A 25,595-nucleotide genomic window follows, 5' to 3' on the forward strand; every position below is an offset into this window, starting at 1 on the left:
TCGCCCGGATCGCTACGAAAGCTTCTCAATGAGAAAGGGCCCCACCGCGTGCGGTGGGGCCCTTTCCTTACGGGTTACGCCTGCGGCAGCCGCTCCAGCTGCGTCTGGATGCGGGCGATGTCCTCCTCCGCCTTGGCGAGGCGGGTGCGGATCTTGTCCACGACGTTGTCCGGGGCCTTGCCGAGGAACGCCTCGTTGCCCAGCTTGCCCTCGGCCTGCGCCTTCTCCTTCTCGGCGGCGGCGAGGTCCTTCGCGAGGCGCTTGCGCTCGGCGGCCACGTCGATGGTGCCGGACAGGTCGAGCGCGACCGTCGCGCCGGCGACCGGCAGGGAGGCGGTGGCGGCGAAGCCCTCGCCCTCCGGCTGGAGGCGCAGCAGCTGGCGGATGGCGGCCTCGTGCGGGGCGAGCGCGGTGCCGGTCAGCTCCAGGCGGGCCGGGACCTTCTGGCCGTCCTGGAGGCCCTGCTCCTTGCGGAACCGGCGGACCTCGGTGACGAGCCGCTGGACCAGCTCGATCTCCTCCTCGGCGGCCTTGTCGCGGAAGCCCGAGTCCTTCGGCCAGTCGGCGATGACCAGCGACTCGCCGCCCGTGAGGGTGGTCCACAGCGTCTCGGTGACGAACGGGACGATCGGGTGCAGCAGGCGCAGCATGACGTCCAGGACCTCGCCGAGGACGCGGCCGGAGACCTTGGCCTGCTCACCGCCCGCGAAGAACGTGGTCTTCGACAGCTCGACGTACCAGGCGAAGACCTCGTCCCACGCGAAGTGGTAGAGCGCCTCGCTGAGCTTGGCGAACTGGTAGTCCTCGTAGTACGCGTCGACCTGCGCGACCGTCTCGCCCAGCCGGGACAGGATCCAGCGGTCCGTGGCGGACATCTCGGAGGCGTCCGGCAGCGGGCCCTCGATCGTGGCGCCGTTCATCATCGCGAAGCGGGTCGCGTTCCAGATCTTGTTCGCGAAGTTACGGGACGCCTGGACCCAGTCCTCGCCGATCGGGACGTCCGCGCCCGGGTTCGCGCCCTTGGCCAGGGTGAAGCGGACGGCGTCGGAGCCGTACGCGTCCATCCAGTCCAGCGGGTCGACCGCGTTCGGGTTGGACTTCGACATCTTCTTGCCGAACTCGTCGCGGACCAGGCCGGTCAGGGCGACGGTCTTGAACGGCACCTCGCCGTCCATCGCGTACAGGCCGAACATCATCATCCGGGCGACCCAGAAGAAGATGATGTCGTGGCCGGTCAGCAGGACGTCGGTGGAGTAGAACTTCGCGAGGTCCGGGGTCTTCTCCGGCCAGCCGAGCGTGGAGAACGGCCACAGGCCGGAGGAGAACCAGGTGTCCAGGACGTCGGGGTCCTGCGTCCAGCCCTCGCCCGTCGGGATCTCGTCGTCGGGTCCGACGCAGACGACCTCGCCGTCGGGGCCGTACCAGATCGGGATCCGGTGACCCCACCACAGCTGGCGCGAGATGCACCAGTCGTGCATGTTGTCGACCCAGTCGAAGTAGCGCTTGGAGAGCTCCTTCGGGTGGATCTCGACGGAGCCGTCGCGGACGGCGTCGCCGGCGGCCTGCGCCAGCGGGCCGACCTTGACCCACCACTGCATCGACAGGCGCGGCTCGACCGTGGTCTTGCAACGCGAGCAGTGGCCGACGGAGTGCATGTACGGGCGCTTCTCGGCGACGATCCGGCCCTGCTCCTTGAGCGCGCCGACGATCGCCGAGCGGGCCTCGAAGCGGTCCAGGCCGAGGAAGGGACCGTGGACCGTGATGATGCCGTGCTCGTCCATGACGGTGAGCGAGGGCAGGTCGTGACGCTGGCCGATGGCGAAGTCGTTCGGGTCGTGCGCCGGGGTCACCTTGACGGCGCCGGTGCCGAACTCCGGGTCGACGTGGGTGTCCGCGACGACCGGGATGGTGCGGTCGGTCAGCGGCAGCTTGATCTGCTTGCCGACCAGGTGGCGGTAGCGCTCGTCGTCCGGGTGGACCGCGACGGCGGTGTCGCCGAGCATCGTCTCGGCCCTGGTCGTCGCGACGACCAGGGAGTCGTCGCCCTCGCCGTAGCGGATGGAGACCAGCTCACCGGCGTCGTCCTGGTACTCGACCTCGATGTCGGAGATCGCGGTGAGGCAGCGCGGGCACCAGTTGATGATGCGCTCGGCGCGGTAGATCAGACCGTCCTCGTACAGGTCCTTGAAGATCTTCTGAACGGCCTTGGAGAGGCCCTCGTCCATGGTGAAGCGCTCGCGCGACCAGTCGAGACCGGCACCCAGGCGGCGCAGCTGGCCGAGGATCCGGCCGCCGTACTCCTCCTTCCACTGCCAGACGCGCTCGACGAACTCCTCGCGGCCCAGGTCGTGGCGGGACTTGCCCTCCTCGGCGAGCTGCTGCTCGACCTTGTTCTGGGTGGCGATGCCGGCGTGGTCCATGCCCGGCAGCCAGAGGGTCTCGAAGCCCTGCATGCGCTTGCGGCGGGTGAGGGCGTCCATCAGCGTCACCTGGAAGGCGTGGCCCAGGTGCAGGGCACCGGTGACGTTCGGCGGCGGGATGACGATGGTGAAGGGCGGCTTGTCACTCTTCGCGTCGGCCGTGAAGTAGCCGCGGTCTACCCAGCGCTCGTACAGCGCCCCCTCTACCTCGGCCGGCGCGTACGTGGTCGGGAGTTCGGGGGTGGCTGCGGTGTGCTGCTGAGTGTTATCGGTCACCGGGCCAGTTTAAAGGTGTCACCGGCCAGGGTCTGTCCGGCGGATCAGGGTCGGATAGGCCGGGGCGTCTGGTGCGGTGCATGGCAAGGCGCCGGAGTGCCTTAATAGCGGAGCTATTCGGGCATTTCGGCAACGCAGCCAGGTGCCGTGCCAGGCGTCACGGCCCCGGCCATGGTCCGCCGGACAGACCCTGGTGCTGAAACGCGATTCTTCGGTAACGGTGTGGCCCCCACTTCCCCTGTCCCCGCCGACTTCCGAGAGGATGTTCGGCAGCCATAAGCATTCTGTGAGGGGAACCCGTCCATGAGCAACAACCAGCCAGGCCCGTACGGCGGCCAGCCGAACCCGTACGGGCAGCAGCCCGGGCCTTACGGGGGCCAGCCGAACCCGTACGGGCAGCCGCAGCAGGCCCCGCAGCCGGGTTACGGCTACCCCCCGCAGGCGCCCCAGGCCCCCCAGGGCGTTCCGCCGCAGCAGCCCGGCCCCTACGGCCAGCCGGCCCAGCCCGGTCCGTACGGCCAGCCGCAGCAGCCGAACCCGTACGGGCAGCCCGCGCCGCCGCAGCAGCCCAACCCCTACGGGGCGCCGCAGCAGCCCCCGTACGGCGCCCCGCAGGGCCCCGGCGGCTACGACGGCATGCCGCCGGCCGCCCCGAAGAAGAGCAAGGCGGGCGTGGTCATCGCCGTGGCGGCCGGCGTGGTGGCGCTCGCCGTGGGCGCGTACTTCCTGATCGGCGGCGGGGGCGGCTCCAATGTCGCGGACGACGGCGCGCACAAGCTGATCACCCCGGCCACCGTGCTCGGCGAGTACAAGAAGTCCACCAAGAGCAACTCGTCGCCGGAGGACAAGGAGTCGCTGAAGGCCGCGGAGAAGGAGGGCGTCCGCAACGCCAAGGAGGTCCAGGCCGACTACGAGGTGAAGAACGAGGCCAACCCGCTGGCCGGGAAGATGCTCAGCTTCAACGGCCTCTACGGCGAGATCGACGACCCGGAGAAGGTCGTCGACTCCATCTTCGCCTTCGTCAAGACGAAGTCGAAGGAGGGCAAGAGCGAGGACGGCACGGGCGAGCTCCAGGGCGAGCCGACCGCGTACAACCCGCCCGAGCTCGGCGACGCCGTCCTCAAGTGCCAGCAGTCGAAGACGAAGGCCGACCCCACCGCGGGCACCCCGGCGTTCACCATCAACTTCTGTGTGTGGGCCGACCACAGCACCCTGGGCATCGTCGTCCCGCTCGACATGGGCTCCGTGCTCACCGGCAAGGGCGGCTCCCCCGAGGACGCGGCCTCCCTCACCGCCAAGCTGCGCAAGGAAGTCCGCGTCAAGGCCTGAGGCGTGAGCCGGTCCTGACCTGACGACGAGGAAGGGGCGCCCCGGCGGGGGCGCCCCTTCCTCGTGTCGTACCGCGGGAGTCACACGGGAATCACGCGCTCTTCTCGTGCCGTCCGTCGTTCTTGACGATCCGCGGGACCAGCGTCGGGTTGACGTTGTCGCGGACCACGTCGGCCGTGATGACCACGCGGGCCACGTCCTTGCGGGACGGGACCTCGTACATCACCGACTGGAGGACCTCCTCCATGATGGCGCGCAGGCCGCGCGCGCCGGTGCCGCGCAGGATCGCCTGGTCGGCGATGGCCTCCAGGGCGGGGCGGTCGAAGTCCAGCTCGACACCGTCGAGTTCGAAGAGCCGCTGGTACTGCTTCACCAGCGCGTTGCGCGGCTCGACGAGGATCTTCAGCAGGGCCTCGCGGTCCAGGTTGTGCACCGAGGTGATGACGGGCAGGCGGCCGATGAACTCGGGGATCATCCCGAACTTCACCAGGTCCTCCGGCATGACCTCCTGGAACACCTCGCTGGACTCGATCTCGCGCTTGGAGCGGATGGTCGCGCCGAAGCCGATGCCCTTGGCGCCGGCCCGCGACTCGATGATCTTGTCCAGGCCCGCGAAGGCTCCGCCCACGATGAACAGCACGTTCGTCGTGTCGATCTGGATGAACTCCTGGTGCGGGTGCTTCCGTCCGCCCTGCGGCGGCACGGAGGCGGTGGTGCCCTCCAGGATCTTGAGCAGGGCCTGCTGCACGCCCTCGCCGGAGACGTCACGCGTGATCGACGGGTTTTCGCTCTTCCGGGCGACCTTGTCGATCTCGTCGATGTAGATGATGCCGGTCTCGGCCTTCTTGACGTCGTAGTCGGCGGCCTGGATCAGCTTCAGCAGGATGTTCTCGACGTCCTCGCCGACATAGCCCGCCTCCGTCAGCGCGGTGGCGTCGGCGATGGCGAACGGCACGTTGAGCATCCGGGCCAGGGTCTGCGCGAGCAGCGTCTTGCCGGAGCCGGTCGGGCCGAGCAGCAGGATGTTGGACTTCGCCAGCTCGATGGCGTCGTCCCGGCCCTGCGCGCCGCCGTTCTCGCCGGCCTGGACGCGCTTGTAGTGGTTGTAGACCGCGACCGAGAGGGCCTTCTTCGCGGGCTCCTGCCCGACGACGTACCCCTCGAGGAACTCGTAGATCTCGCGGGGCTTGGGGAGTTCCTCCCAGCGCACCTCGCTCGTCTCCGCGAGTTCTTCCTCGATGATCTCGTTGCAGAGGTCGATGCACTCGTCGCAGATGTACACACCGGGCCCCGCGATGAGCTTCTTCACCTGCTTCTGGCTCTTACCGCAGAACGAGCACTTGAGCAGATCGCCGCCATCACCGATGCGTGCCACGAGGTGCTTCCCCTTCGCCTGGGAGCGCTTGGTTCAGCGACTCCTGGTGCCTCATATTCGACGGTACCTTGCCGGGCCCTTCACCCGGGCCCCCCTTGACGCGGTTGACAGGGGCGGAATCCGGCCATGCCGTGTTCCGGAATGCCCCCGTTCACCGCGTCAAGGGAAGGTCGGGCGTCAGACTGCCGCGGCGGCCGTGCTCTTGCGGGTCGAGACGATCTGGTCGATCAGACCGTACGCGAGGGCGTCCTCGGCGGTCAGGATCTTGTCGCGCTCGATGTCGTCGCGGATCTTCTCGATCGGCGTCGAGGAGTGCTTGGCCAGCATCTCCTCGAGCTGGCTGCGCATCCGCAGGATCTCGTTGGCCGCGATCTCCAGGTCGGAGAGCTGCTCGCGGCCGGTGCCACCGGAGGGCTGGTGGATCAGGACACGGGCGTTCGGCAGGGCCATCCGCTTGCCGGGGGTGCCGGCGGCGAGCAGCACGGCCGCGGCGGAGGCCGCCTGGCCCATGCAGACCGTCTGGATGTCCGGCTTGACGAACTGCATCGTGTCGTAGATGGCGGTCAGCGCGGTGAACGAGCCACCGGGGCTGTTGATGTAGATCGAGATGTCCCGGTCCGGGTCCATCGACTCCAGGCACAGCAGCTGCGCCATGACGTCGTTGGCGGAGGCGTCGTCGATCTGCACGCCGAGGAAGATCACGCGCTCCTCGAAGAGCTTCGCGTACGGGTCGTACTCGCGCACACCCTGCGAGGTGCGCTCGACGAAGCGCGGGACGACGTAACGGTTGTCCACCTGCGGGCCGGTGTAGAGGCCGCTCGCGGAGAAGTTCGGGGTCATGGGGCTGTTCACCATCCAGAGGGCGATCGGTGGGCTGGGGCTTCGGTACGGGCCGCCCGGGCTCAGGCGCCCGTGCCGCCGCCGCCCGGAACACCCGCGGCGTGGGTGATGATGTCGTCGATGAGGCCGTAGTCCTTGGCCTCCTCGGCGGTGAACCAGCGGTCGCGGTCACCGTCACGGATGATCGCCTCGACCGTCTGGCCCGAGTGCTGAGCGGTGATCTCGGCCATGCGCTTCTTCGTACGGAGCAGGTACTCGGCCTGGATCTTGATGTCCGAGGCGGTGCCGCCGATGCCGGCGGAGCCCTGGTGCATCAGGATGTCGGTGTTCGGCAGCGCGAAGCGCTTGCCGGCGGAGCCGCCGGTGAGCAGGAACTGGCCCATCGAGGCCGCCATGCCCATGCCGATGGTGACGATGTCGTTGGGGATGTACTGCATGGTGTCGTAGATCGCCATGCCGGCCGTCACCGAGCCACCGGGGCTGTTGATGTAGAGGAAGATGTCCTTCTCCGGGTCGGCGGCCAGGAGGAGCATCTGCGCGGTGATCTTGTTCGCGATCTCGTCGTCGACCTGCTGGCCGAGGAAGATGATCCGCTCGCCGAGAAGCCGGTTGTAGACGTGGTCGCCGAGACCACCACCGATGGACGGCTCACCCGCGGCGTAAGGCTTCAGATTCGTCACGTATCCACCTGCTCGTCTCCGACGGCCCCGTGCCGTCTCGCGTCTCGTTCTGAGGGCAGTGCCCCCGTATTCATGGACCCTAACGCGCTGGTAGGCGGGCGCCATCCCGGTTCCCGAACTGTTCGCTCGGAGCGCAAGGTAGGCGGCGCGCGCATGAAAGGCCGGTGTACGTCACGGGCCCGGGCGCACGACAGTGCGTCCGGGCCCGTGGCGCGGGTTCAGCGGGCTTCGCCGGGCGGACGGGCCGCCCGGGGAGCCTTACTTGTCCTCGGAGACCTCGGCGTCGCCGGTGACGGCCTCGACGGTCTCGGCGGCCTGGTCCTCGTCCTCGTCGGACAGGTCGACCACGTTGCCGTTGGTGTCGACGACCTTGGCGGCCTCGACGACGACCGCGAGGGCCTTGCCGCGGGCGACCTCGCCGACGAGCATCGGCACCTGGCCGCCCTGGACGACGGCCTGGGCGAACTGGTCGGGGGACATGCCGGAGGAGGCGGCGCGGCGCATGAGGTGCTCGGTGAGCTCCTCCTGCTCCACGTTCAGCTTCTCCTGGTTGACCAGCTCGTCGAGCAGGAACTGGGTCTTGATGCCCTTGACCGCCTGCTCCTTGGTCTCGGCGTCGAACTCTTCCTCGGTCTTGCCCTGGAACTCCAGGTACTTCGCGAGGTCGAGGCCCATCTGGCCGAGCTGGTGGTGCTCCAGGTTGTGCTTGCGGGTGTTGATCTCCTCCTCGAGCAGCTTCTCGGGGACGGGGATCTCCGCCAGCTCCAGGAACTTCTCCAGGACGCGCTCCTGGGCCTGGGTGGCCTGGTCGAACTGCTTCATGTTCTCGAGGCGCTTGCGGCTGTCGGCCTTGAGCTCGTCGAGGGTGTCGAACTCCGACGCCATCTGCGCGAACTCGTCGTCCAGCTCCGGCAGCTCACGGGCGGCGACGGTGGTGACCTTGACGGTGACCTCGGCGTCCTTGCCCGCGGCGGAGCCGCCCTTCAGCTGCGAGGTGAAGGTGGCCTCGCCACCGGCCTCCAGGCCGGTCACGGCCTCGTCGATGCCTTCGAGCAGCTCGCCCGAGCCGATGGTGTACGAGACACCGTCGGCGACACCGTCGGCCAGAACCTCGCCGTCGACCTTCGCCTCGAGGTCGATGGTGACGACGTCACCCTCGACCGCGGCGCGCTCGACCGGGTTGGTGGACGCGAAGCGGTCGCGCAGCTGCTCGACCGACTTCTCGATGTCCTCGTCGGTGACCTCGATGGCGTCGACCTCGACCTCGATGCCGGAGTAGTCCGGGATCTCGATGGTCGGGCGGATGTCGACCTCGGCGGTGAAGGCCAGCAGCTCGCCGTCCTTCAGCTCCGTGATGTCGATCTCGGGCTGGCCGAGCGGGTTCACCTCGGCCTCGTTGACCGCCTCGGTGTAGTACTTCGGAAGCGCGTCGTTGACGGCCTCCTCCAGCACGGCGCCGCGGCCGAACCGCTGGTCGATGACACGCGCGGGGATCTTGCCCTTGCGGAAGCCCTTGACCGTGACCTGCTGGTTGATCTTCTTGTACGCCGCGTCGAGGCTGTCCTTGAGCTCCTCGAAGGGCACCTCGACAGTGAGCCGAACCCGGGTCGGGTTCAGGGTCTCCACGGCGCTCTTCACGGTTCGGTCTCCTTGGTGGCTGATTCCTGGTTTCCGGCGGTCCCACCGAGGTGGTTCCGGCCGATCGGCCCGGTCCAGAGAGACACACGGGCACGCAGCTTGCATAGTAACCGCAAGCGACGGGCGCCCCACAATGTGATCTTGGCTGGTCGGGGTGGCGGGATTTGAACCCACGGCCTTCCGCTCCCAAAGCGGACGCGCTACCAAGCTGCGCCACACCCCGTCGGTGCGACACGTAGGGTACATGGACGAGAACGGTGCGACGTCCTCACTTTTCGAGGCGTGTGCGGGGACCCTCCGGAACCCGCTACGATGGCGTCCGTGCCGCGGCCCAGCCGGCGGCACACCGTTGTACTTGCGGGCGTAGCTCAATGGTAGAGCCCTAGTCTTCCAAACTAGCTACGCGGGTTCGATTCCCGTCGCCCGCTCTGATCGGCCGAAGGCCCCGTGGACATGGTCCGCGGGGCCTTCGCCGTATGCGCGTACACGGGTGCGGGGACGCGGAGTTGCCGGAGTGCGGGGTCACGCGCCGGGCCGTGCGCGTCGCCGCGGCCCGGGCCTCCCTCTCCACGTCGCGGGCGCCGGCCCGCCGCCGCTCAGAACTTGATGGCGCTGATCGAGGCCGATATCGAGTTCAGGAAGCGCTGGATGTCGTCGGACATGCCGGTGAAGGCGAGGAAGAAGCCGAAGAGCACGGCGACGAGGGCAGGGCCCGGTTTGAGGCTCTTGCCGCGGATCAGGACCACCAGGATGATCGCCAGCAGCAGCACCACGGACAGTGAAACGGCCATTACTGATCACACCTTCGGTCGGTCCCGCGTTACCGCCGGGAGCGCCCGTCACACAGGCCCCCCGTCGCATCCATCGTGCCATCAACTGTCTGCCCACACCCGATGGGTGACGAATCGTCGGGAGGGAAATCAGGCCAACGTGACGTATTTCATGTCGCCTGTCTCGTCGCCATTCATGTCACGTTCCCGTCGGTGCGCAAGGGCCCGCAGAGCCCCAACAGGGCCCGCATCCGGGCGTATTTGGCCGTGAGCCGGTCCCGGGTCGCCGGGTCGAGGACGGCGAGGCGGGCCGGGTCGGCGTTGTGCGCCAGGTCGGCCTCCTTCACGAGCAGGGCGCCCGGGGTGGCGAGGATCCGCCGGGCGTACGCCTCCGGTTCCTCGCCGGGCCGCTTGGTGAGGGCCAGGACCATCGCCTTGACGGGCTCGGGCAGCGCGGCCGCCGCGAGCCCTGCCTCGGACAGGGCGTCGTCCTCGACGGAGTCGTGCAGCCACCCGGCCGCGATCTGCTCCGTACTCCCGCCCCGCGCGCGTACCCCCTCGGCGACGGCCCGCAGATGCTCCGCGTAGGGCCGGCCCGCCTTGTCGGTCTGTCCGGCGTGCGCGGCGACGGCGAGCGCTTCTGTCTCGGCGAGGGTGAGGTACGGGCCCGGGCCCGGGGCTGTGGTCATGCGGGCCAGGCTACGGACGGGGCGCGCGCAGTGCCGCCCGGGCCGGGAGGGCGGTCGCGGCGAGGCCGAGGGCGACGATCGCGGCGGCGAACGAGCCGTAGACGAGCGGCGGGATGTACGGCCCCTCCCCCGTCAGGGCGCGGGTCATGGGGACGAGTGTGGCCAGGGCGATCAGGCTGCCCAGGGCGGTGCCCGCGAGGGTGACGAGCAGGGACTCCCAGCGGATCATGCGCAGCACCTGGCGGCGGGTGGTGCCGACGAGGCGGAGGGTGTGCAGTTCGCGGCGGCGGTCGAGGACGGTCATCACCAGGGTGTTCGCGGCGGCGATGGCCGCGAATCCGCCGAGGACGGCGGCCATCGTGGTGTTGGCCCAGGCGTTGAGCTCCCGGTCCCGGTCGCGCGCGGCGGCCCGGCCGGCGGCGTCGGTGACGGTGACCTTCCCGAGGGCGGCGAGGTCGGCGGCGCGGCCGCCGCGGACCAGCAGTTCGTCGGCGTACGGGCTGGAGACGTGCCCGGCCAGGTCGGCGGCGGGCAGGGTGACCTCGGACAGGCCGAGGCCGCGGCCGTAGGTGGCGACGACCCGCGGAGTGGCCCGGGTGCCGTCGGGCAGCCGCAGGGCGAAGCGTTCGCCGGTACGGACGCCGGCCGTGTCGGCGAGGTTCGCGTCGAGGGCGACGGTGCCGGGGCCGAGGTCGGCGAGCGAGCCGGTGCGGACGTCGAGGTCGAGCACCGGGGTGGGGTCGGCCGAGACTCCCTGCGCGGCGACGGGGAAGAAGCCCATGGTGTCGTCGGGGACGAGGACGCCGGTGCGCTGCACGGTCACGGCGGCGGTGACGCCGGGGACGCGGGCGGCGCGGCGGGCGGTGCCATCGGGCAGCGGTCCGGCCGGAGCGGTGACGACGTGGTCGGCGACGACGCCGTCGCGCTGCTGGTGCCGCGTGGCCCGCTCGGTGCTGGTCTGGAGGAAGACCAGGGTGGAGGTGAAGGCCAGGGCGAGCACGATGGGGGTGAGGGCGGAGGCGAGCCGGCGGGCGTTCGTACGGGAGTTGGCGGCGGCGAGGTGGCCGGAGGCACCGGAGCGGCCCAGCGGCAGGCCGAGCAGGGTGGCGCAGATCCGGGCGATCCACGGGCCGAGCAGGGCGACGGCCAGCATGAACAGCATGACGACGCCGAGGGCCGCGTTGGCGGCGTCCATGCCGGACTGGGTGGTGGCGACCCCGCTGAGGGCCAGACCGCCGGCCACGGCCACCAGGCCGAACACGGTACGGACGCGTCCGGCGCCGGAGCGTTCGGTCTGCGCCTCGGCGAGCGCGCTGCCGGGCGCGATGCGGGAGGGTCGGCGGGCGGCGGTCAGACCGGCGAGCAGCGCGGTGAGGACGACCGCGGCGACGGCCGCGAGGAACGGCAGCGGGCCGGTGTCGAGCCCGATGCCGTCGGCGATCGCGCCCCTCTCCTGGAGTTCTCCGAACCACCAGTGGGCGAGGGCGAGGCCGGGCAGGCAGCCGAGGGCGCCGGCGAGCGGGGCGAGCAGCAGGGACTCGGTGGCGATCGAGCGGCGCAGCTGGCGCGGGGTGGCGCCGATGGCCCGCAGCAGGGCGAACTCGCGGGAGCGCTGGCCTACGGAGAGGGCGACGGTGCCGGCGGCGGTGAAGACGGCGACCAGGGTGGCGGTGCCGCCGAAGGAGCCGCCGAGTCCGGTGAGGAGCTCTCGGGTGGCGGACAGCCCGGCGTCTTCGGCGAGGCTGCGGTCGTCGCCGGTGTGGACCAGGGCCTTGCCGCGCAGGGCGTCGCCGAGGCGGGCGGCGAGGGCGGCGGGGTCGGTGCCGGCCTCGGGCAGGACGGCGATGGCGTCCACGGTGCGGGGGTGGCCGGACAGGGCGAGCGCCTGGGCGTCGGAGAACCAGACGCCGGGGGTGTCGGTGGTGCCCGAGACGGTGAAGGTACGCGGGCCGGCCGGGGTGTCGAGGGTGAGGCGCTCTCCGGTCCGGGCCAGGCCCGCGCCGACGACGGCCTCGTCCGGGCCCGGGGCGCTGCCGGAGGTCGTACGGACACCGGTGAAGGCGGTGGAGCCCCAGCCGGTGGCGGCGAGCGGCACGCCGGAGTCCTCGGCGCCGGCCCGGACCGGGTAGCCGACGTCGCCGATGGCGCGGGCGGCGCCGGGGGTGCCGGCGGCGGCACGGACCAGGGAGGCGTCGAGGCGGGCCCGGTCGGGCACGGCGGTGGACTCGGTCTCGGGCTCGGGGCCGCGGTGGACGACGGTGTGCACCTGCTGGTCGGCGGCGACGACCACGGGGGCGCCGGCGTAGCGGGTGGGCGGGACGGAGGCGGTCAGGCCGGTCTGGAGCAGCAGTCCGCAGCCGGAGACGACGGCGGCGGCGAGCAGCAGGGCGACGAAGGTGCCGACGAAGGACGACGGCTTGAAGCGGACCGCCGCGCGGGCGAGACCGTTGGCGCGGAGCATCAGGCGACCGCCCCGGCGTACTGCCCGGCGTGCCCGGCGGCGGGGGCGGCGAGCTGCGTCATCCGGGCGCCGATGGCGGCGGGGGTGCTGCGCGGGAGGGTGGCCACGAGCCGGCCGTCCGCCAGGAAGACCACCCGGTCGGCGTAGCCGGCGGCGACAGGGTCGTGGGTGACCATGACGACGGTGGCGCCGAGCTGGTCGACGGCGTCGCGCAGCAGGGTCAGCACCTCGGCGGCGGTGGTGGTGTCGAGGGCGCCGGTCGGCTCGTCGCCGAAGATCACGTCGGGCCGGGTGACCAGGGCCCGGGCGATGGCCACCCGCTGCTGCTGGCCGCCGGACAGCTCGCCGGGGCGGCGGGCGCCCTTGTCACCGAGGCCGACCCGGCCGAGGACCTCGGCGGCGCGCCGCCGGTCGGGGCGGTGTCCGGCGAGCCGCAGCGGCAGCAGGACGTTCTGCTCGACGGTGAGCGAGGGCAGCAGGTTGAACGCCTGGAAGACGAAGCCGAGGCGGCTTCGGCGCAGCTCGGTGAGCCGGTTCTCGCCGAGGCCGGTGATCTCGGTGCCGCCGAGCCGGATGGATCCGGCGGTGGGGCGGTCGAGTCCGGCGGCGCACTGGAGGAAGGTCGACTTGCCGGATCCGGACGGTCCCATGACGGCGGTGAAGCTGCCGTGCGGGAGGCTGAGGTCGATGCCGCGCAGGGCGTGGACGGCGCGGTCGCCCTTGCCGTACTGGCGTCGCACTCCGATGAGTTCGACGGCTGCCGTGTCGGGGCCCATACATTCCTCCGTACGTTCGTGTTCGTCCTCTCGAACGTACGGATAAGGGCAGGTCAGGGACCATCACGCAGGCCGGTGGAACGGTGGTGGGGAAATCCCCACCCCGGCCGGGTACGCGGTGGTGGTTCAGCCCTTGCGGCTGATGAGGAGGAGTGCGCGGTCGTCGTTGACGTCCTTGGCGCAGGCCTCGATGAGGTGCCAGGCGGCGCCCTCGAAGCCGCCGGGGACGTGCCGGTCGGCCTCGCCGGTGAGCCGGTCGATGCCTTCGGCGATGTCGCGTTCGGCGCTCTCGACGAGGCCGTCGGTGAAGAGCATGAGGACGTCGCCGGGGCGCAGGGAGCCCTTGACCGGGTGGAACTCGGCGCCGTCGTAGACGCCGAGCAGCGGCCCGTCCGCGGACTTCTCCTCCCAGCTGCCGCGGCCCGCGTGGAGCTGGAGGGCGGGCAGGTGGCCGGCGGAGAAGAGTTCGTAGTCGCCGGAGTCCAGGTCGAGGACGAGGTGGATGGAGGTGGCGAAGCCCTCGTCCCAGTCCTGGCGCAGCAGATAGCCGTTGGCGGCGGGCAGGAAGGCGTGCGGGGGCAGCGAGCCGACGAGGCCGCCGAACGCGCCGGAGAGCAGCAGGGCGCGGGAGCCCGCGTCCATGCCCTTGCCGGAGACGTCGGTGAGGACGACTTCGAGGGTGCGGCCGCCGTGGGTGCGGGCGGCGACGACGAAGTCGCCGGAGAAGGACTGGCCGCCGGCCGGGCGCAGCGCCATCTCGCGGTGCCAGCCGCTGGGCAGGCGGGGCAGCGCGCTCTGGACCCGGATGCGTTCGCGCAGGTCGAAGAGCATGGTGCCGCCGCGTCTCCAGGGCACGCCGACGCGGGCCCGGAACTGCGCGACGAGCAGGCCGGTGAGCCCGCAGGCGGCGACGATCAGGACGATGCCCGGGGTGACCCGGGCCGGCCCTTGTGTATAGGGGCCGAGGACGACGGACTCGACGATGAGCGCGGCGGCGGCCGTCGCGTACAGGCCGAGCAGGCTGGCGGGGCGCAGGATCAGTCCGCCGGCCACGATCGGCAGCACGAGGGCGGCCGGCGAGACCCAGACCGGGGCGAGGAGCGTGCCCCAGGCGATGGCGGGGATGGTGAGGAGGAGGCCCGCGAGGGCGATCCGGTCGGAGCCGTCGCCGCGGAAGTAGTCGACCCCGGACCGGCGCAGGCCGACGCGGACCCGGCGGGCGCTCCTGCGCAACCGGGCCGCGTATACGGGCATCGCTCCACGACGTGTCATTGAGCTGGACCTTATCCACCCGATCGGAGCTCGTGCAGGGGGACCCGGCTGACATTGCATTCGAAATGGGATGGCCGGAATCGTGGATCGGAGACGCCGGTGGCATATGACACGTGCACGTATACGGCGGCACCAGCCGGAAGAGGGCGCTGGTACGGCGTGGGGCGGCGCGGCTCCGGCGGGCTCCGGGTCCGTGCCACGTGTCCGGGCCCTGGCGGGAATTGACCGGAGCCGAACCGCCTCGCACCACCGGTGACACGCCCTGACGGGCGGGTCCGGCCCGCCGTGACGGCCGTGCGACGGGGCTGTCACGGCCGGTGACGCCGGTCGCGGGGTCCGGCGGCGGGGTCGCGGGACCCGCGCACGGCGCCATCAGGCCGAAGTGGGACTTCGCGGATGCGAACAATTGATGTTGGCGTACACCTGCCGCGGCTCGCCGGAGGGGCCGGATACGCCGCCGACGCGCCACCGGCACGCCACCGGCCGCGGCGAGCCCCGGAGGGCTGCCGCGGCCGGGTACGCCGTCGGACGGTCAGACGAGAGCCAGCCGTCCCTGGGCGGTCGTCTGTCCCTTGAACGTGTACGTGAAGGGCGTCCGCGTGCCGGAGCCGCACGCCTTCGGGGCCTGGTAGGCGTTGCCGGAGCTGATCCGGACCACGGCGCACTTGCCGTCCGCGCGGGTGTCCTCGACCCAGCCCTTCATCGTCATCGCTCCCTTCCCGCAGGTCAGGGTCCAGCCGGCGACGGCCCCGTCGATCTTGGGATCCTGCCGGTCCCCACAGCCGCCGGCGCTCGCCGGGCCCGCGGTGGCGACGAGGAGACCACCGGCGAGGAGTGCGGCCGAGACGACGGACGTGAGGGTCTTGCGGACAGCGGACATGAGTGCCCCCTTCGGGCGGATGTGCCGGGTGTGACGGATGTACGGACGGAGAAGCGAACCGGAACACGCCCCCGGGGAAAGAGCCCGCCGCGAGGGCGGGACGTGGGGAGCCGGCCGCCCTCCCAGCATGGCCCGGCCGACGGGCCCGGAAAGCCGGTGCGGACCGTCCGTTCATGCGCATCGATGCACCGCCGCCGGCATGGCCCTGAGCTGGGGTCATGCCCTCATGCGGCACCGAGGGGCCGCGGGCCGTCAACGGGCCGCGACGGGCGGCGGGCTCATGGACCGCTGGTAGTCCGGGGCCGTGGCGGGCGGAAGCTGACGCACCAGCAGGGCCAGCCAGGTCTCCTGGTTCGCCCGGCGGGTCTCCGGCAGGCCGTGGAGGCGCTGGAAGTACCCCAGGTCCGCGCCGGTCGTCGTGGTGAACGTGCCGGTGACCGGGGTGGCGCCCTGGTCCACGTTGTTGAGGAGTTCCTGCAGGGCCCGCACCTCGAACGGACCGGAGCCGGGGCCGACCTCCTTCACCAGCTCCGGCCAGGTCTGGTCGCCCACCTTGCCGTCGGCGGTCAGGTCGTTCTTCTTCTGGAAGTCCACGACGGCGTCCCGGGTGTCCTCCCGGAAGAAGCCGTCGGTCCGGACCTTGTACCCCCAGGAGCGCAGCAGGTACTGGAGGACGCGGGCCCGGGTGTACTGGTCCTCCTCCCGCATGATCAGCACCGGCCACTTGTGCCCCGTCATCCGGGTGGCGACGGCACCGGCCGCGCCGCCGGCCGGGTCCGCGCGCGGGGAGGCGGAGAACCACGCGTGGGCGACGATTCCGGCGGTGAACGCCATCACCACGGCCGACCCGACCAGCGCCGGCGGGAGCCAGGGGGAGGCGGACCGGACGGTGACGGCGGGCGTGGGGGCGGGGGCGGGGGTGGCCTCGTCCTTCCGAGGTGCGGGGTCCGCGGCCGCGGTGCGCTGCCGGCCGTTCTCCCGGAGCGCGGTCGCGCACAGGGCGCGGGCCTCGTCGATCTCCGCCGCCGGGGCGCGCAGGTGGGTGTGCAGGGCCTCGACCACGCGGAGGGGCGCGGTCGAGAGATGGCCGGGGTTCAGGTAGCGCGAGAGGGTGGTCTGGTCGACGCCGAGGCGGGCGGCGAGCGCCTGCTGGGTCGGCCGGGTGCCGCCGGACGGACCGCCGGACTCCTCCCACCAGCGGCGCAACAGCCGCGCCAGCCGTACTCCCGCGCTCTGCTCGCGCCCCTGGCTCTGGTCGTGGGTCTGGCCCTCGGACCGCTGGGTCATATGCCTGCCTCTCCCGTCGTCCCATCCGGCGCCGGGCCCGTCGCACCGCCGTCCGCTTCGCGGCGGTCATGGCGGCATAACAGCAGGTCAGATGCCCGCATCAGAGCAGGCATCGATGCATCGGGCCGTGGCGAAAGCGGATCGTAACGACGCTGTCCGCGTACCTGGCGCGGCTCCGAATGGCGTACGGCAGTCCGGTCATATGCCGAAACCGCCCTGGCCCAGGCGAAAGCCCCGGCCCGGCCGCCTCCCCGGAGCGCGCCGCTGTCACCCGTACGAGTGCGTGGCTCGCCGCTCCGCGCGCACGGCCGACTCACTCTCACGGAGGACGCGGCCTCGGCGACGGATCACGGGTGGTCACCGACCCGCGCGGTGGGTGCCCCTAGCGCTGCTGGCAGGACGGGCACCAGAAGAGGTTGCGGGCCGCCAGGTCGGCGGTGCGGATCTCGGTGCCGCAGATGTGGCAGGGCAGATGCGCCCGGCGGTAGACGTAGACCTCGCCGCCGTGGTCGTCGACGCGCGGCGGGCGGCCCATGGCCTCGGGGGTGTGCTCGGGGCGGACGGTGTCGATGCGGTTCAGCCGGACGCCCTCGCGCATCAGCGCGGCCAGGTCGTCCCAGATCGCGGTCCACTCCCCCGGGCTCAGGTCCCGGCCGGCCCGGTAGGGGTCGATGCCGTGCCGGAAGAGCACCTCGGCGCGGTAGACGTTGCCGACGCCCGCGACGATCTTCTGGTCCATCAGCAGGGCGGCGATCGTGGTGCGGGACTTCGAGATCCGCCGCCACGCCTCGGCGGGGTCGTCGTCCGCGCGCAGCGGGTCGGGGCCGAGCCGGTCGTGTATCGCCCGCTTCTCGGCGTCCGTGATGAGCGCGCAGGTGGTGGGGCCGCGCAGGTCGACGTACGCGTCGGCGGCGGCCAGTCGCAGCCGGACGGTGTCGGTGGGCGGCGGCAGAACCGGGCCGGCCGCCGCTGCGACGGGACCGCCGAAGTTCACCTTGCCGAAGAGGCCGAGGTGGATGTGGACCCACTCCTCGCCGGGGAAGCCCAGGAAGAGGTGCTTGCCGTGCGCCTCGGTGTGCGCGAGGACCGCGCCGTCGAGCAGGGCGGCCGAGTCGGCGAACTTGCCCTGTGGGCTGGAGACACGCACCGGCCGGCCGCCGAACCGTTCCCGGTAGTCGGCGGCCAGCCGGTGGATGGTGTGCCCTTCGGGCATCAGGCGGTGGGCTCCTGCGGGTGGTGGGCCGGGATGGCCGGGAGCTCGCCCGTGGTCTCGTACGCCGAGAGCATGTCGATCCGGCGGGTGTGGCGCGCGTCACCCGAGTACGGGGTCTTCAGGAAGATCTCGACGAAGGTGGTCGCCTCGTCGCGGGTGTGCATGCGGGCGCCGACGGCGACGACGTTGGCGTTGTTGTGCTCGCGGCCGAGGGCGGCGGTCTGCTCGCTCCAGGCGAGGGCGGCGCGCACTCCCTTGACCTTGTTGGCCGCGATCTGCTCGCCGTTGCCGGAACCACCGATGACGACGCCGAGGCTGCCCTCGTCGGCGGCGGTCCTCTCGGCGGCGCGCAGACAGAACGGCGGGTAGTCGTCCTGGGCGTCGTAGATGTGGGGACCGCAGTCGACGGGCTCGTGGCCGTGGGCCTTCAGCCACTCGACGAGATGGTTCTTGAGTTCGTAGCCGGCGTGGTCGGAGCCGAGGTAGACGCGCATGTTCCGAGTGTGGCACGGACGGGCCTGGGTAACCGAAAGCGGGGTCGGGACCTTGGTCCCGGACCTCCGTCCCGACCGCTCTGGGCCGTTGATGTGCCGTATGTCCGAAATCACGATCCGGAATTAGGTCTTCCGCATGGGGCCGAATGCGGGTTTTATGTCTCCAGCTCACCCGAGCGCCCCCCACACCAAAGGAAGCGTTCATGAACACGCAGCCGACCATGACGAAGGAAGGCGGGCCCACCGACGACAACGGTGGTACCTCGCAGTCCCTCGGCGCACACGGTTCCCACGGCGCGCCCGGCCAGGACGGCCTGAAGGCCGGCCTCAAGAACCGTCACCTCTCGATGATCGCCATCGGCGGCGTCATCGGCGCCGGCCTCTTCGTGGGCTCCGGCGCCGGCATCGCCGCCGCCGGTCCCGCCATCCTCCTGTCCTACGCGCTCGTCGGCGTGATGGTCGTCTTCGTGATGCGGATGCTCGGCGAGATGGCCGCCGCGCGCCCGTCCTCCGGTTCCTTCTCCGCCTACGCCGACCAGGCGCTCGGCCGCTGGGCCGGCTTCACCATCGGCTGGCTGTACTGGTTCTTCTGGGTCGTGGTGCTCGCAGTCGAGGCGACCGCCGGCGCCAAGATCCTGGAGGGCTGGATCCCGGCCGTCCCGCAGTGGGGCTGGGCCCTCATCGTGATGGTGGTGCTCACCGCGACCAACCTGGCCTCGGTCGCCTCGTACGGCGAGTTCGAGTTCTGGTTCGCGGGCATCAAGGTCGTCGCCATCGGCGCCTTCGTGGTGATCGGTCTGCTGGCCGTCTTCGGCGTGCTGCCGGGCTCGGACAACCCGGGCGCGGGCCTCGCCCACCTCACCGACTCGGGCGGGTTCTTCCCGATGGGCACGGGCGCGGTCCTCACCGGTGTGCTGATGGTCGTCTTCTCCTTCATGGGCAGCGAGATCGTCACCCTGGCCGCCGGCGAGTCCGCGGACCCGCAGCGCGCCGTGACCAAGGCGACGAACAGCGTCATCTGGCGTATCGCCGTCTTCTACCTGGGCTCGATCTTCGTCGTCCTCACGCTGCTGCGCTGGGACGACAAGGCGATCCTGGAGAAGGGCTCGTACGTCGCCGCCCTGGACTCGATCGGCATCCCCCACGCCGGCCAGATCATGAACGTGATCGTGCTGACCGCCGTTCTGTCCTGCCTGAACTCGGGCCTCTACACGGCCTCCCGCATGGCCTTCTCGCTCGGCCAGCGCGGCGACGCGCCCCGCGCCTTCGCCCGTGTCAACAAGCGCGGTGTGCCGCAGGCGGCGATCCTCTCCTCGGTGGTCTTCGGATTCGTCGCGGTCTTCTTCAACTACAAGTGGCCCGACACCGTCTTCGCCTTCCTGCTGAACTCCTCCGGTGCCGTCGCGCTCTTCGTGTGGCTGGTCATCTGTGTGACCCAGCTGCGGATGCGCGGAATGATCCTGCGCGAGCAGCCCGAGAAGCTGGTCGTGAAGATGTGGCTCTTCCCGTACCTGACCTGGGCCACCATCGCGATGATCACCTTCGTGATCGGCTACATGGTGTTCGACGGTGGCGACAACCGCCAGCAGGTCGTGCTCTCGCTGGGTGTGGCCGCGCTGGTGCTGGTGATCGGTCTCGTCAAGGACCGGGTCCAGAAGCGCTCCGCGCAGCCGGAGATCCCGGCGCAGAAGAGCTGACGCTCCTCGCCTGACCCCGCTCGGCCGGCCGCTCCCCCCACGGTCACCAGAGACAACGAAAAGGCTCTCCGCACCCGAGACGATCGGGTACGGAGAGCCTTTCTCGTGCTCCGGGACGGTCGGCGGGCGCGGGTGTCGCGCCCGCCGCCGGGCGGTTCAGCCCTTGCGGCCGACGAGCTTCCAGGCGGCCGGCAGGGCGCCCATCGCGAGGGCCGCCTTGAGCGCGTCACCGATGAGGAAGGGGACGAGGCCGGCGGCGACGGCCTGGCCGAGCGTCATGCCGGTGGCCAGCGCGAGGTACGGCACGCCGACCGCGTAGATGATCGCGGAGCCGAGCGCCATCGTGCCGGCGGTCCGCAGCACGGAGCGGTCGCCTCCGCGGCGGGCGAGCGAGCCGACCACGGTGGCGGCGAGCAGCATGCCGAGGATGTAGCCGAAGGAGGCCATGGACCAGCCGGAGGCGCCCTCGGCGAACCACGGCACGCCCGCCATGCCGACGACGGCGTACAGGCCGAGGGAGAGGAAGCCGCGGCGGGCGCCGAGCGCGGTGCCGACCAGCAGGGCGGCGAATGTCTGGCCGGAGACCGGGACCGGGGAGCCGGGGACCGGGACGGCGATCTGGGCCGCGATGCCGGTCAGCGCGGCACCGCCGACGACCAGCGCGAGCTCGCGGACGCGGCTCGCCGGGATCAGGTCGGCGAGGACCGTGCCGGAACGGAGGGAGGAGACGGGGGCTGCGGTGCTCATCGGTACTCCGCGGGGGATCGGGGACAGCGGGACGGGAACTGCGGGGACAGGACCCCCCTGAGGGTCCGCCGGGGCCACAGGGGACCACGGGCGGCTACAGGGGGCCATGAGGGCCGCAAGGGGCCAGGCTCGACCGTATGCCAGGGGTGAGCGGCCGATCACCATCAGCGGCCCACAAAGCACGAACCGGCCCCTTCGTGGAGATCAAACAAAGCCCAGGATCCACACGTCGCGCCACGTGATGCTGGTCACTGGGAAGTCGTACCCTGAGGTCCCTTTTGCGTCGGGGGCGCCGACCGGAGAGACTGTGGGGTCCCCATAAAGCGCAGCACCGCCCCGAGAGCACGAGCCCCCCACATGCACGATCCCGCCGAACCCGCCGATCCTGCCGGAACCTCGGGTTCCGACCCTTCCGCCGCCCCCTCGGGTGCCGCCACATCCGTCATGGACGACCTGCCGGCCCCGCTCTCCCACGGACTGAAGCGGCGTCATCTGACGATGCTGGGGCTCGGCGGCGTCATCGGCGCGGGACTGTTCGTCGGTTCGGGCGCGGGCATCGCGGTCGCGGGCCCGGGGATCGTCGTCTCGTATCTTCTGGCGGGCGCGCTGGCGATGCTGATCATGCGGATGCTGGGCGAGATGTCGGCGGCGATGCCGTCCTCCGGCGCGTTCTCCGTGCACGCGGAGCGGGCGCTGGGGCGCTGGGCGGGTTTCTCGGTGGGCTGGCTGTACTGGTTCCTGCTGGTGGTGGTGCTGGCGGTGGAGGCGACGGGCGCGGCCCGGATCGCGCACGGCTGGGCGCCGGCGGTGCCGCAGTGGAGCTGGGTCCTCCTCTTCATGGTGGTGTTCACGGCGGCCAACCTGTCGGCGGTGAAGAACTTCGGCGAGTTCGAGTTCTGGTTCGCCGCGTTGAAGGTCGGCGCCATCGTCCTCTTCCTGGTGCTCGGCCTGCTGGCGATCGTCGGCTGGCTGCCGGACACCCAGCCGGTGGGAATGGCGAATCTGACCGGGCAGGGCGGCTTCCTGCCGAACGGCTGGTCGGGGGTGGTCTCCGGGGTGCTCGTCGTCGCGTTCGCGTTCGGCGGCCTGGAGGTCGTGACGATCGCGGCGGCGGAGTCCGACGACCCGGTGCGCAACGTGGCGCGGGCGGTGCGCAGCGCCGTGTGGCGCATCCTCCTCTTCTACGTGGGGTCGATGCTGGTGATCGTGACCCTGCTGCCGTGGACCGCCATCGTGCCGGGCGAGTCGCCGTACGTGGCGGTGCTGGACCACATCGGGGTGCCGGCGGCCGGGCAGATCATGAACGTGGTGGTGTTCGTGGCGCTGCTCTCGGCGCTGAACGCCAATCTGTACGGGGCCTCGCGCATGGTGTTCTCGCTGGCCGAGCGCGGCGAGGCGCCGAAGGGCCTGTTGAAGGTGACGGGCGGCGGGGTGCCGCGGCGCGCGCTGCTCGCCTCGGTGGCCTTCGGTTTCGTCTCCGTCTTCCTCAACCTCAAGTGGCCTGATTCCGTCTTCCTCTATCTGTTGAACGCGGTCGGCGCGGTGCTGCTGTTCGTGTGGGCGCTGATCGCGGTCTCGGAGCTGCGGCTGCGGCGCCGGATCGAGCGCGAGGCGCCCGAGAGCCTGTCCCTCCGTATGTGGTGCTTCCCCTGGCTCACCTGGGTGGCGCTGGCCGCGATGGCGGCGGTGCTGGTCCTGATGCTGCTCGACGACGCGTCGCGGCCGCAGGTGCTGTGGTCCAGCGGGGCGACCGCGCTGGTCCTGCTGGTGGCCGGAATGCGTGAGAGGGTCATGCGCCGCACTAAGCGGAATTATTAATTCACCTTGTGTAAAGGTCGTGACCGTATAGCGGACAAGCGTTCCCTCTGAGCGGTACACGCCCCCACACTGTGGGCCACTCTCCCGTCTCGGCTAGTGAACAGAGTTCGCCCATGTCTCGGACCAACGCCCCCGCGCCGGCCGACCGTGAGGACGGCACCACGACCGCCCCTGTCGGAAGCCTGTCCCACGGCCTCAAACAGCGTCACCTGTCGATGATCGCCCTCGGCGGCGTCATCGGCGCCGGCCTCTTCGTCGGCTCCGGCGAAGGCATCGCCAAGGCCGGCCCGTCGATCGTCCTCGCCTACGCCCTCTCCGGTGTGCTCGTCATGCTGGTGATGCGCATGCTCGGCGAGATGTCGGCGGCCAACCCGGCCTCCGGTTCCTTCTCCGTCCACGCCGAGCGCGCCTTCGGCCCGTGGGCCGGCTTCACCTCGGGCTGGGCCTTCTGGTTCCTGCTCTGCGTCGCCGTCGGCCTGGAGGGCCTGGGCGCCGCGGGCATCATGAGCGGCTGGTTCCCGGGCACCCCGGAGTGGGCCTGGGTGGCCCTCTTCATGCTGGTGTTCTGCGGCACCAACCTGGCGGCCGTGAAGAACTTCGGCGAGTTCGAGTTCTGGTTCGCCGCCCTCAAGATCGGCGCCATCGTCCTCTTCCTGGTCATCGGCGCGCTCGCCATCGTGGGCGTCATCCCGGCCGACGAGGCGGCCAAGGCGGCCTCCGAGACCGCCGGGGGCACGGGCGGCGGCGGGTTCCTCCCGAACGGCGTCGACGGCCTGATCTTCGGTCTGCTCGCCTCGCTCTTCGCGTACGGCGGTCTGGAGACCGTCACCATCGCCGCGGCCGAGTCCGAGCACCCGGTCCAGGGTGTCGCCAAGGCCGTCCGTACGGCGATGTGGCGCATCGCGATCTTCTACATCGGCTCCATGGCCGTCATCGTCGCCATCGTGCCGTGGAACGACCCGGCGGTCGCCGAGAAGGGCCCGTACGTCGCGACCCTCGACTACCTGGGCATCCCGGCCGCCGGCCAGATCATGAACGTGGTCGTCCTCGTCGCCCTGCTCTCCGCGATGAACGCCAACATCTACGGCGCCTCCCGGATGGCCTGCTCGCTGGTCGCCCGCCGCATGGGCCCCCAGGCCATCGGCCGCACCTTCGGCGGCGTGCCGCGGCTGGCCGTCCTCGTCTCGTGCGTGCTCGGCTTCGCCTGCGTGATGCTCAGCTACTGGTCGCCGGACAAGGCGTTCATCTGGCTGCTCAACACCATCGGCGCGATCATCCTGGTCGTCTGGTTCTTCATCGCCGCCTCCCAGCTGGCCCTGCGCCGTCGCACCGAGCGCGAGACGCCGGAGAAGCTGGTCGTCCGGATGTGGCTGTTCCCCGGCCTCACCATCGTCGCGCTGGCCGGCATGGTGGCCGTCTTCATCCTGATGGCCATGGAGCCCGGCACCCGCGAACAGCTCTACTACACGGGCGGACTGACCATCGCTCTCGCGATCGTCGGCCTCGTGCTCCAGAACCGGCGCGGCGACGCGACGGCCGCCCCGGCCGCGGCGCCCGAGGCGTCCCCGGTCGAGCCGGCCGCGGCCGACGGCGAGGCCGCGGACGACGACAAGAAGCCGGTGGCGGCCGACAAGGCCTGACCCGGACCTCACCCCCTTCACGGCGCCCCGCGGAGCCTTCGCTCCGCGGGGCGCCGTGCTGTGCGCGCGGCGGGCGGCCGGCCCGGCAGCGCGGGGAAACGGCTGTCACATCCGAGGGCGCTGCCCGGTCATAGGGACGACAACAGCCCACCGCGCGCGAGCACGCGCGACAGGACACGCACGGGGCTCAGCTTCCGCAGTACGCGGCCGCGCGGACGTAGCCGCCGAGGTTCTCGTCGTCCGTGCCGAGCAGCGCGTCGTCCGTGCCCGGCAGGCATTCGACCCCCTCGACCTTGTGCCCCGGGAACGTGCCGAGCACCGCCGGCCGGGCCGCCAGGGTCACCCGTACCGCGCCGCTCGCCGACACCGTCACCCGGCCCGCGTCACTGACGGCGGAGTCGAAGGACCCGTCGTCGCCCGCGTCCGAGGCCGAACCGACCAGGATCCGGCCCGAGTCGGTCACCGAGATGTCGGAGATGTGGCGGGTGCCGTCGCCCGGCGGTACACCGAGGTGTACGGGCGCTTCGTCACCGCGCCGAACTGCGGCTCGCCCCAGGACGCGAAGTTCAGCGGCGCCGCGTACAGCGTCGCGGGGCGCTCCGGCCCCTCGCCCCGGTCGGCCCACAGGGCGGCGAGCCGGCCGCCCCGGGACACCAGCGCGAAGCTCTCGTCGTTGTCGCCCTGTCCGATCGAGGGCAGCGGGGCATAGTCCAGGACGGTCGCCACCGTGCCGTCGACCCGCAGCCGGTAGACGATGCCCCGGCTGGCGAGCGCCACGTACTCGCCCGTCACTCCCGGGATCGCCTCGATGGCCTCCAGGTCGACGGGCTCGGCCCCGTCCCAGGTGAGCCGCGTGACGGCGATCGGGTCCGTCCCGTACGTGATCCGGGAGAGCCGCGGCTGCCCGGCGCGCTTGTTGTCGTGGACGATCAGCGCGGCGCCGGGGCCCTCGTGGGTGAGACCGCTGACGCCGGTGAGGGCGTCGGTGCCGACCTGCCGCCAGTCCGCGCGGGGCGCCGCGTGCGACGCGGGAGCGGTGACGAGTACGGCGCAGAACAGCGTGACCACGGCCATGGCGAGCTTCAGCGCCTGCTGAGGGAGTCTCATGCCCGCACGCTAGGGACCCGGCCCGGGGCCGCCCCAGCGGCGGTTGGACCGTTGGAGGGAGCGCGCGGAAGCACTCGCGCCCACGACTCGCGCCCTAGTACTGCAACCGCATCTGGGGTGACTGATGGCACTGTTCGTCGTTGATGTGACTGTGTGCTGATGAGTTGACGGTCGAGCAGGTCGAGT

Annotated in this window: 21 protein-coding genes and 2 tRNA genes; 5 read left to right on the plus strand and 18 right to left on the minus strand. The window is 71.3% G+C overall.

Going from position 1 to position 25,595, the window contains the following annotated elements; translation table 11 throughout:
- Positions 1–74: 74 nt before the first annotated feature.
- A complete protein-coding gene (locus ABZ693_RS29230; protein ID WP_359883332.1) occupies positions 75–2,696 on the minus strand; it encodes a valine--tRNA ligase in 2,622 nt (873 codons plus the stop codon).
- Between the two features lie 303 nt (positions 2,697–2,999).
- Here ABZ693_RS29230 and ABZ693_RS29235 point away from each other — a divergent pair, with 303 nt between their 5' ends.
- Entirely contained in the window at positions 3,000–4,025 is a 1,026-nt protein-coding gene (locus tag ABZ693_RS29235) for a hypothetical protein (protein WP_359883334.1), read from the plus strand.
- 91 nt (positions 4,026–4,116) lie between these two features.
- On the opposite strand, the gene clpX is transcribed toward ABZ693_RS29235, so the two are convergent.
- The 5 genes from clpX to ABZ693_RS29260 form a co-directional block, all read right to left on the minus strand.
- Positions 4,117–5,400 (minus strand): ATP-dependent Clp protease ATP-binding subunit ClpX, encoded by a 1,284-nt coding sequence (gene clpX / locus ABZ693_RS29240; protein ID WP_359883337.1) that lies wholly within the window; start codon positions 5,398–5,400, stop codon positions 4,117–4,119.
- A 177-nt stretch (positions 5,401–5,577) separates the two neighbouring features.
- Positions 5,578–6,240, minus strand: a complete 663-nt coding sequence (locus ABZ693_RS29245; protein ID WP_435842576.1) for an ATP-dependent Clp protease proteolytic subunit — start codon at positions 6,238–6,240, stop codon at positions 5,578–5,580.
- A gap of 62 nt (positions 6,241–6,302) precedes the next feature.
- Positions 6,303–6,920, minus strand: coding sequence for an ATP-dependent Clp protease proteolytic subunit (locus ABZ693_RS29250; RefSeq protein WP_359883342.1), 618 nt, complete (start codon positions 6,918–6,920; stop codon positions 6,303–6,305).
- A gap of 258 nt (positions 6,921–7,178) precedes the next feature.
- Complete coding sequence (tig, locus tag ABZ693_RS29255) at positions 7,179–8,558, minus strand: trigger factor (protein WP_359883345.1); 1,380 nt, start codon at positions 8,556–8,558, stop codon at positions 7,179–7,181.
- Positions 8,559–8,704: 146 nt separating this feature from the next.
- Positions 8,705–8,781, minus strand: a tRNA-Pro gene (locus ABZ693_RS29260).
- Between the two features lie 134 nt (positions 8,782–8,915).
- Here ABZ693_RS29260 and ABZ693_RS29265 point away from each other — a divergent pair.
- A tRNA-Gly gene (locus tag ABZ693_RS29265) sits at positions 8,916–8,986 on the plus strand.
- 168 nt (positions 8,987–9,154) lie between these two features.
- Here the strand turns inward: ABZ693_RS29265 and ABZ693_RS29270 are convergent.
- The 9 genes from ABZ693_RS29270 to ABZ693_RS29310 form a co-directional block, all read right to left on the minus strand.
- The gene (locus ABZ693_RS29270; RefSeq protein WP_359883347.1) at positions 9,155–9,349 is read right to left on the minus strand and encodes a hypothetical protein; all 195 of its coding nucleotides are present in this window, start codon (positions 9,347–9,349) and stop codon (positions 9,155–9,157) included.
- 173 nt (positions 9,350–9,522) lie between these two features.
- A complete protein-coding gene (locus ABZ693_RS29275; protein ID WP_359883349.1) occupies positions 9,523–10,017 on the minus strand; it encodes an HD domain-containing protein in 495 nt (164 codons plus the stop codon).
- A 10-nt stretch (positions 10,018–10,027) separates the two neighbouring features.
- Positions 10,028–12,478, minus strand: a complete 2,451-nt coding sequence (locus tag ABZ693_RS29280; RefSeq protein ID WP_359883352.1) for an ABC transporter permease — start codon at positions 12,476–12,478, stop codon at positions 10,028–10,030.
- A complete protein-coding gene (locus ABZ693_RS29285; protein ID WP_359883355.1) occupies positions 12,478–13,254 on the minus strand; it encodes an ABC transporter ATP-binding protein in 777 nt (258 codons plus the stop codon). Before ABZ693_RS29285 ends, ABZ693_RS29280 begins: the two co-directional genes overlap by 1 nt.
- Before the next feature lie 126 nt (positions 13,255–13,380).
- The gene (locus tag ABZ693_RS29290; RefSeq protein ID WP_359883358.1) at positions 13,381–14,526 is read right to left on the minus strand and encodes a PP2C family protein-serine/threonine phosphatase; all 1,146 of its coding nucleotides are present in this window, start codon (positions 14,524–14,526) and stop codon (positions 13,381–13,383) included.
- A 532-nt stretch (positions 14,527–15,058) separates the two neighbouring features.
- Positions 15,059–15,406: a hypothetical protein gene (locus ABZ693_RS29295; RefSeq protein WP_359883361.1), complete on the minus strand. Its 348-nt coding sequence runs from the start codon at positions 15,404–15,406 to the stop codon at positions 15,059–15,061.
- Between the two features lie 252 nt (positions 15,407–15,658).
- Positions 15,659–16,693 carry a peptidoglycan-binding protein gene (locus ABZ693_RS29300; RefSeq protein ID WP_359883364.1) on the minus strand — a complete coding sequence of 345 codons (1,035 nt, stop codon included), beginning with the start codon at positions 16,691–16,693 and terminating at the stop codon, positions 15,659–15,661.
- Between the two features lie 382 nt (positions 16,694–17,075).
- A complete protein-coding gene (locus ABZ693_RS29305; RefSeq protein ID WP_359883367.1) occupies positions 17,076–17,906 on the minus strand; it encodes an Fpg/Nei family DNA glycosylase in 831 nt (276 codons plus the stop codon).
- Positions 17,906–18,400 carry a ribose-5-phosphate isomerase gene (locus ABZ693_RS29310; protein WP_359883370.1) on the minus strand — a complete coding sequence of 165 codons (495 nt, stop codon included), beginning with the start codon at positions 18,398–18,400 and terminating at the stop codon, positions 17,906–17,908. Before ABZ693_RS29310 ends, ABZ693_RS29305 begins: the two co-directional genes overlap by 1 nt.
- A gap of 203 nt (positions 18,401–18,603) precedes the next feature.
- On the opposite strand from ABZ693_RS29310, the gene ABZ693_RS29315 reads away from it, so the two are divergent.
- Positions 18,604–20,097 (plus strand): amino acid permease, encoded by a 1,494-nt coding sequence (locus ABZ693_RS29315; protein ID WP_359883373.1) that lies wholly within the window; start codon positions 18,604–18,606, stop codon positions 20,095–20,097.
- A gap of 156 nt (positions 20,098–20,253) precedes the next feature.
- Here the strand turns inward: ABZ693_RS29315 and ABZ693_RS29320 are convergent, their stop codons facing one another.
- Entirely contained in the window at positions 20,254–20,844 is a 591-nt protein-coding gene (locus ABZ693_RS29320; protein ID WP_359883376.1) for a biotin transporter BioY, read from the minus strand.
- A 357-nt stretch (positions 20,845–21,201) separates the two neighbouring features.
- Between ABZ693_RS29320 and ABZ693_RS29325 the strand changes: the two genes are divergently transcribed.
- Positions 21,202–22,662 carry an amino acid permease gene (locus ABZ693_RS29325; protein ID WP_359883379.1) on the plus strand — a complete coding sequence of 487 codons (1,461 nt, stop codon included), beginning with the start codon at positions 21,202–21,204 and terminating at the stop codon, positions 22,660–22,662.
- A gap of 113 nt (positions 22,663–22,775) precedes the next feature.
- Positions 22,776–24,302: an amino acid permease gene (locus tag ABZ693_RS29330; RefSeq protein ID WP_359883382.1), complete on the plus strand. Its 1,527-nt coding sequence runs from the start codon at positions 22,776–22,778 to the stop codon at positions 24,300–24,302.
- 187 nt (positions 24,303–24,489) lie between these two features.
- Here ABZ693_RS29330 and ABZ693_RS29335 read toward each other — a convergent pair whose 3' ends face one another.
- Positions 24,490–24,765 carry a hypothetical protein gene (locus tag ABZ693_RS29335; RefSeq protein ID WP_359883385.1) on the minus strand — a complete coding sequence of 92 codons (276 nt, stop codon included), beginning with the start codon at positions 24,763–24,765 and terminating at the stop codon, positions 24,490–24,492.
- Positions 24,762–25,409, minus strand: a complete 648-nt coding sequence (locus ABZ693_RS29340) for a hypothetical protein (RefSeq protein ID WP_359883387.1) — start codon at positions 25,407–25,409, stop codon at positions 24,762–24,764. The genes ABZ693_RS29335 and ABZ693_RS29340 overlap by 4 nt, the downstream gene beginning before the upstream one ends.
- Between the last annotated feature and the right edge of the window lie 186 nt (positions 25,410–25,595).

It is taken from the genome of Streptomyces laurentii (assembly GCF_040635425.1).
GTDB classification, from domain to species: Bacteria; Actinomycetota; Actinomycetes; order Streptomycetales; family Streptomycetaceae; genus Streptomyces; species Streptomyces laurentii.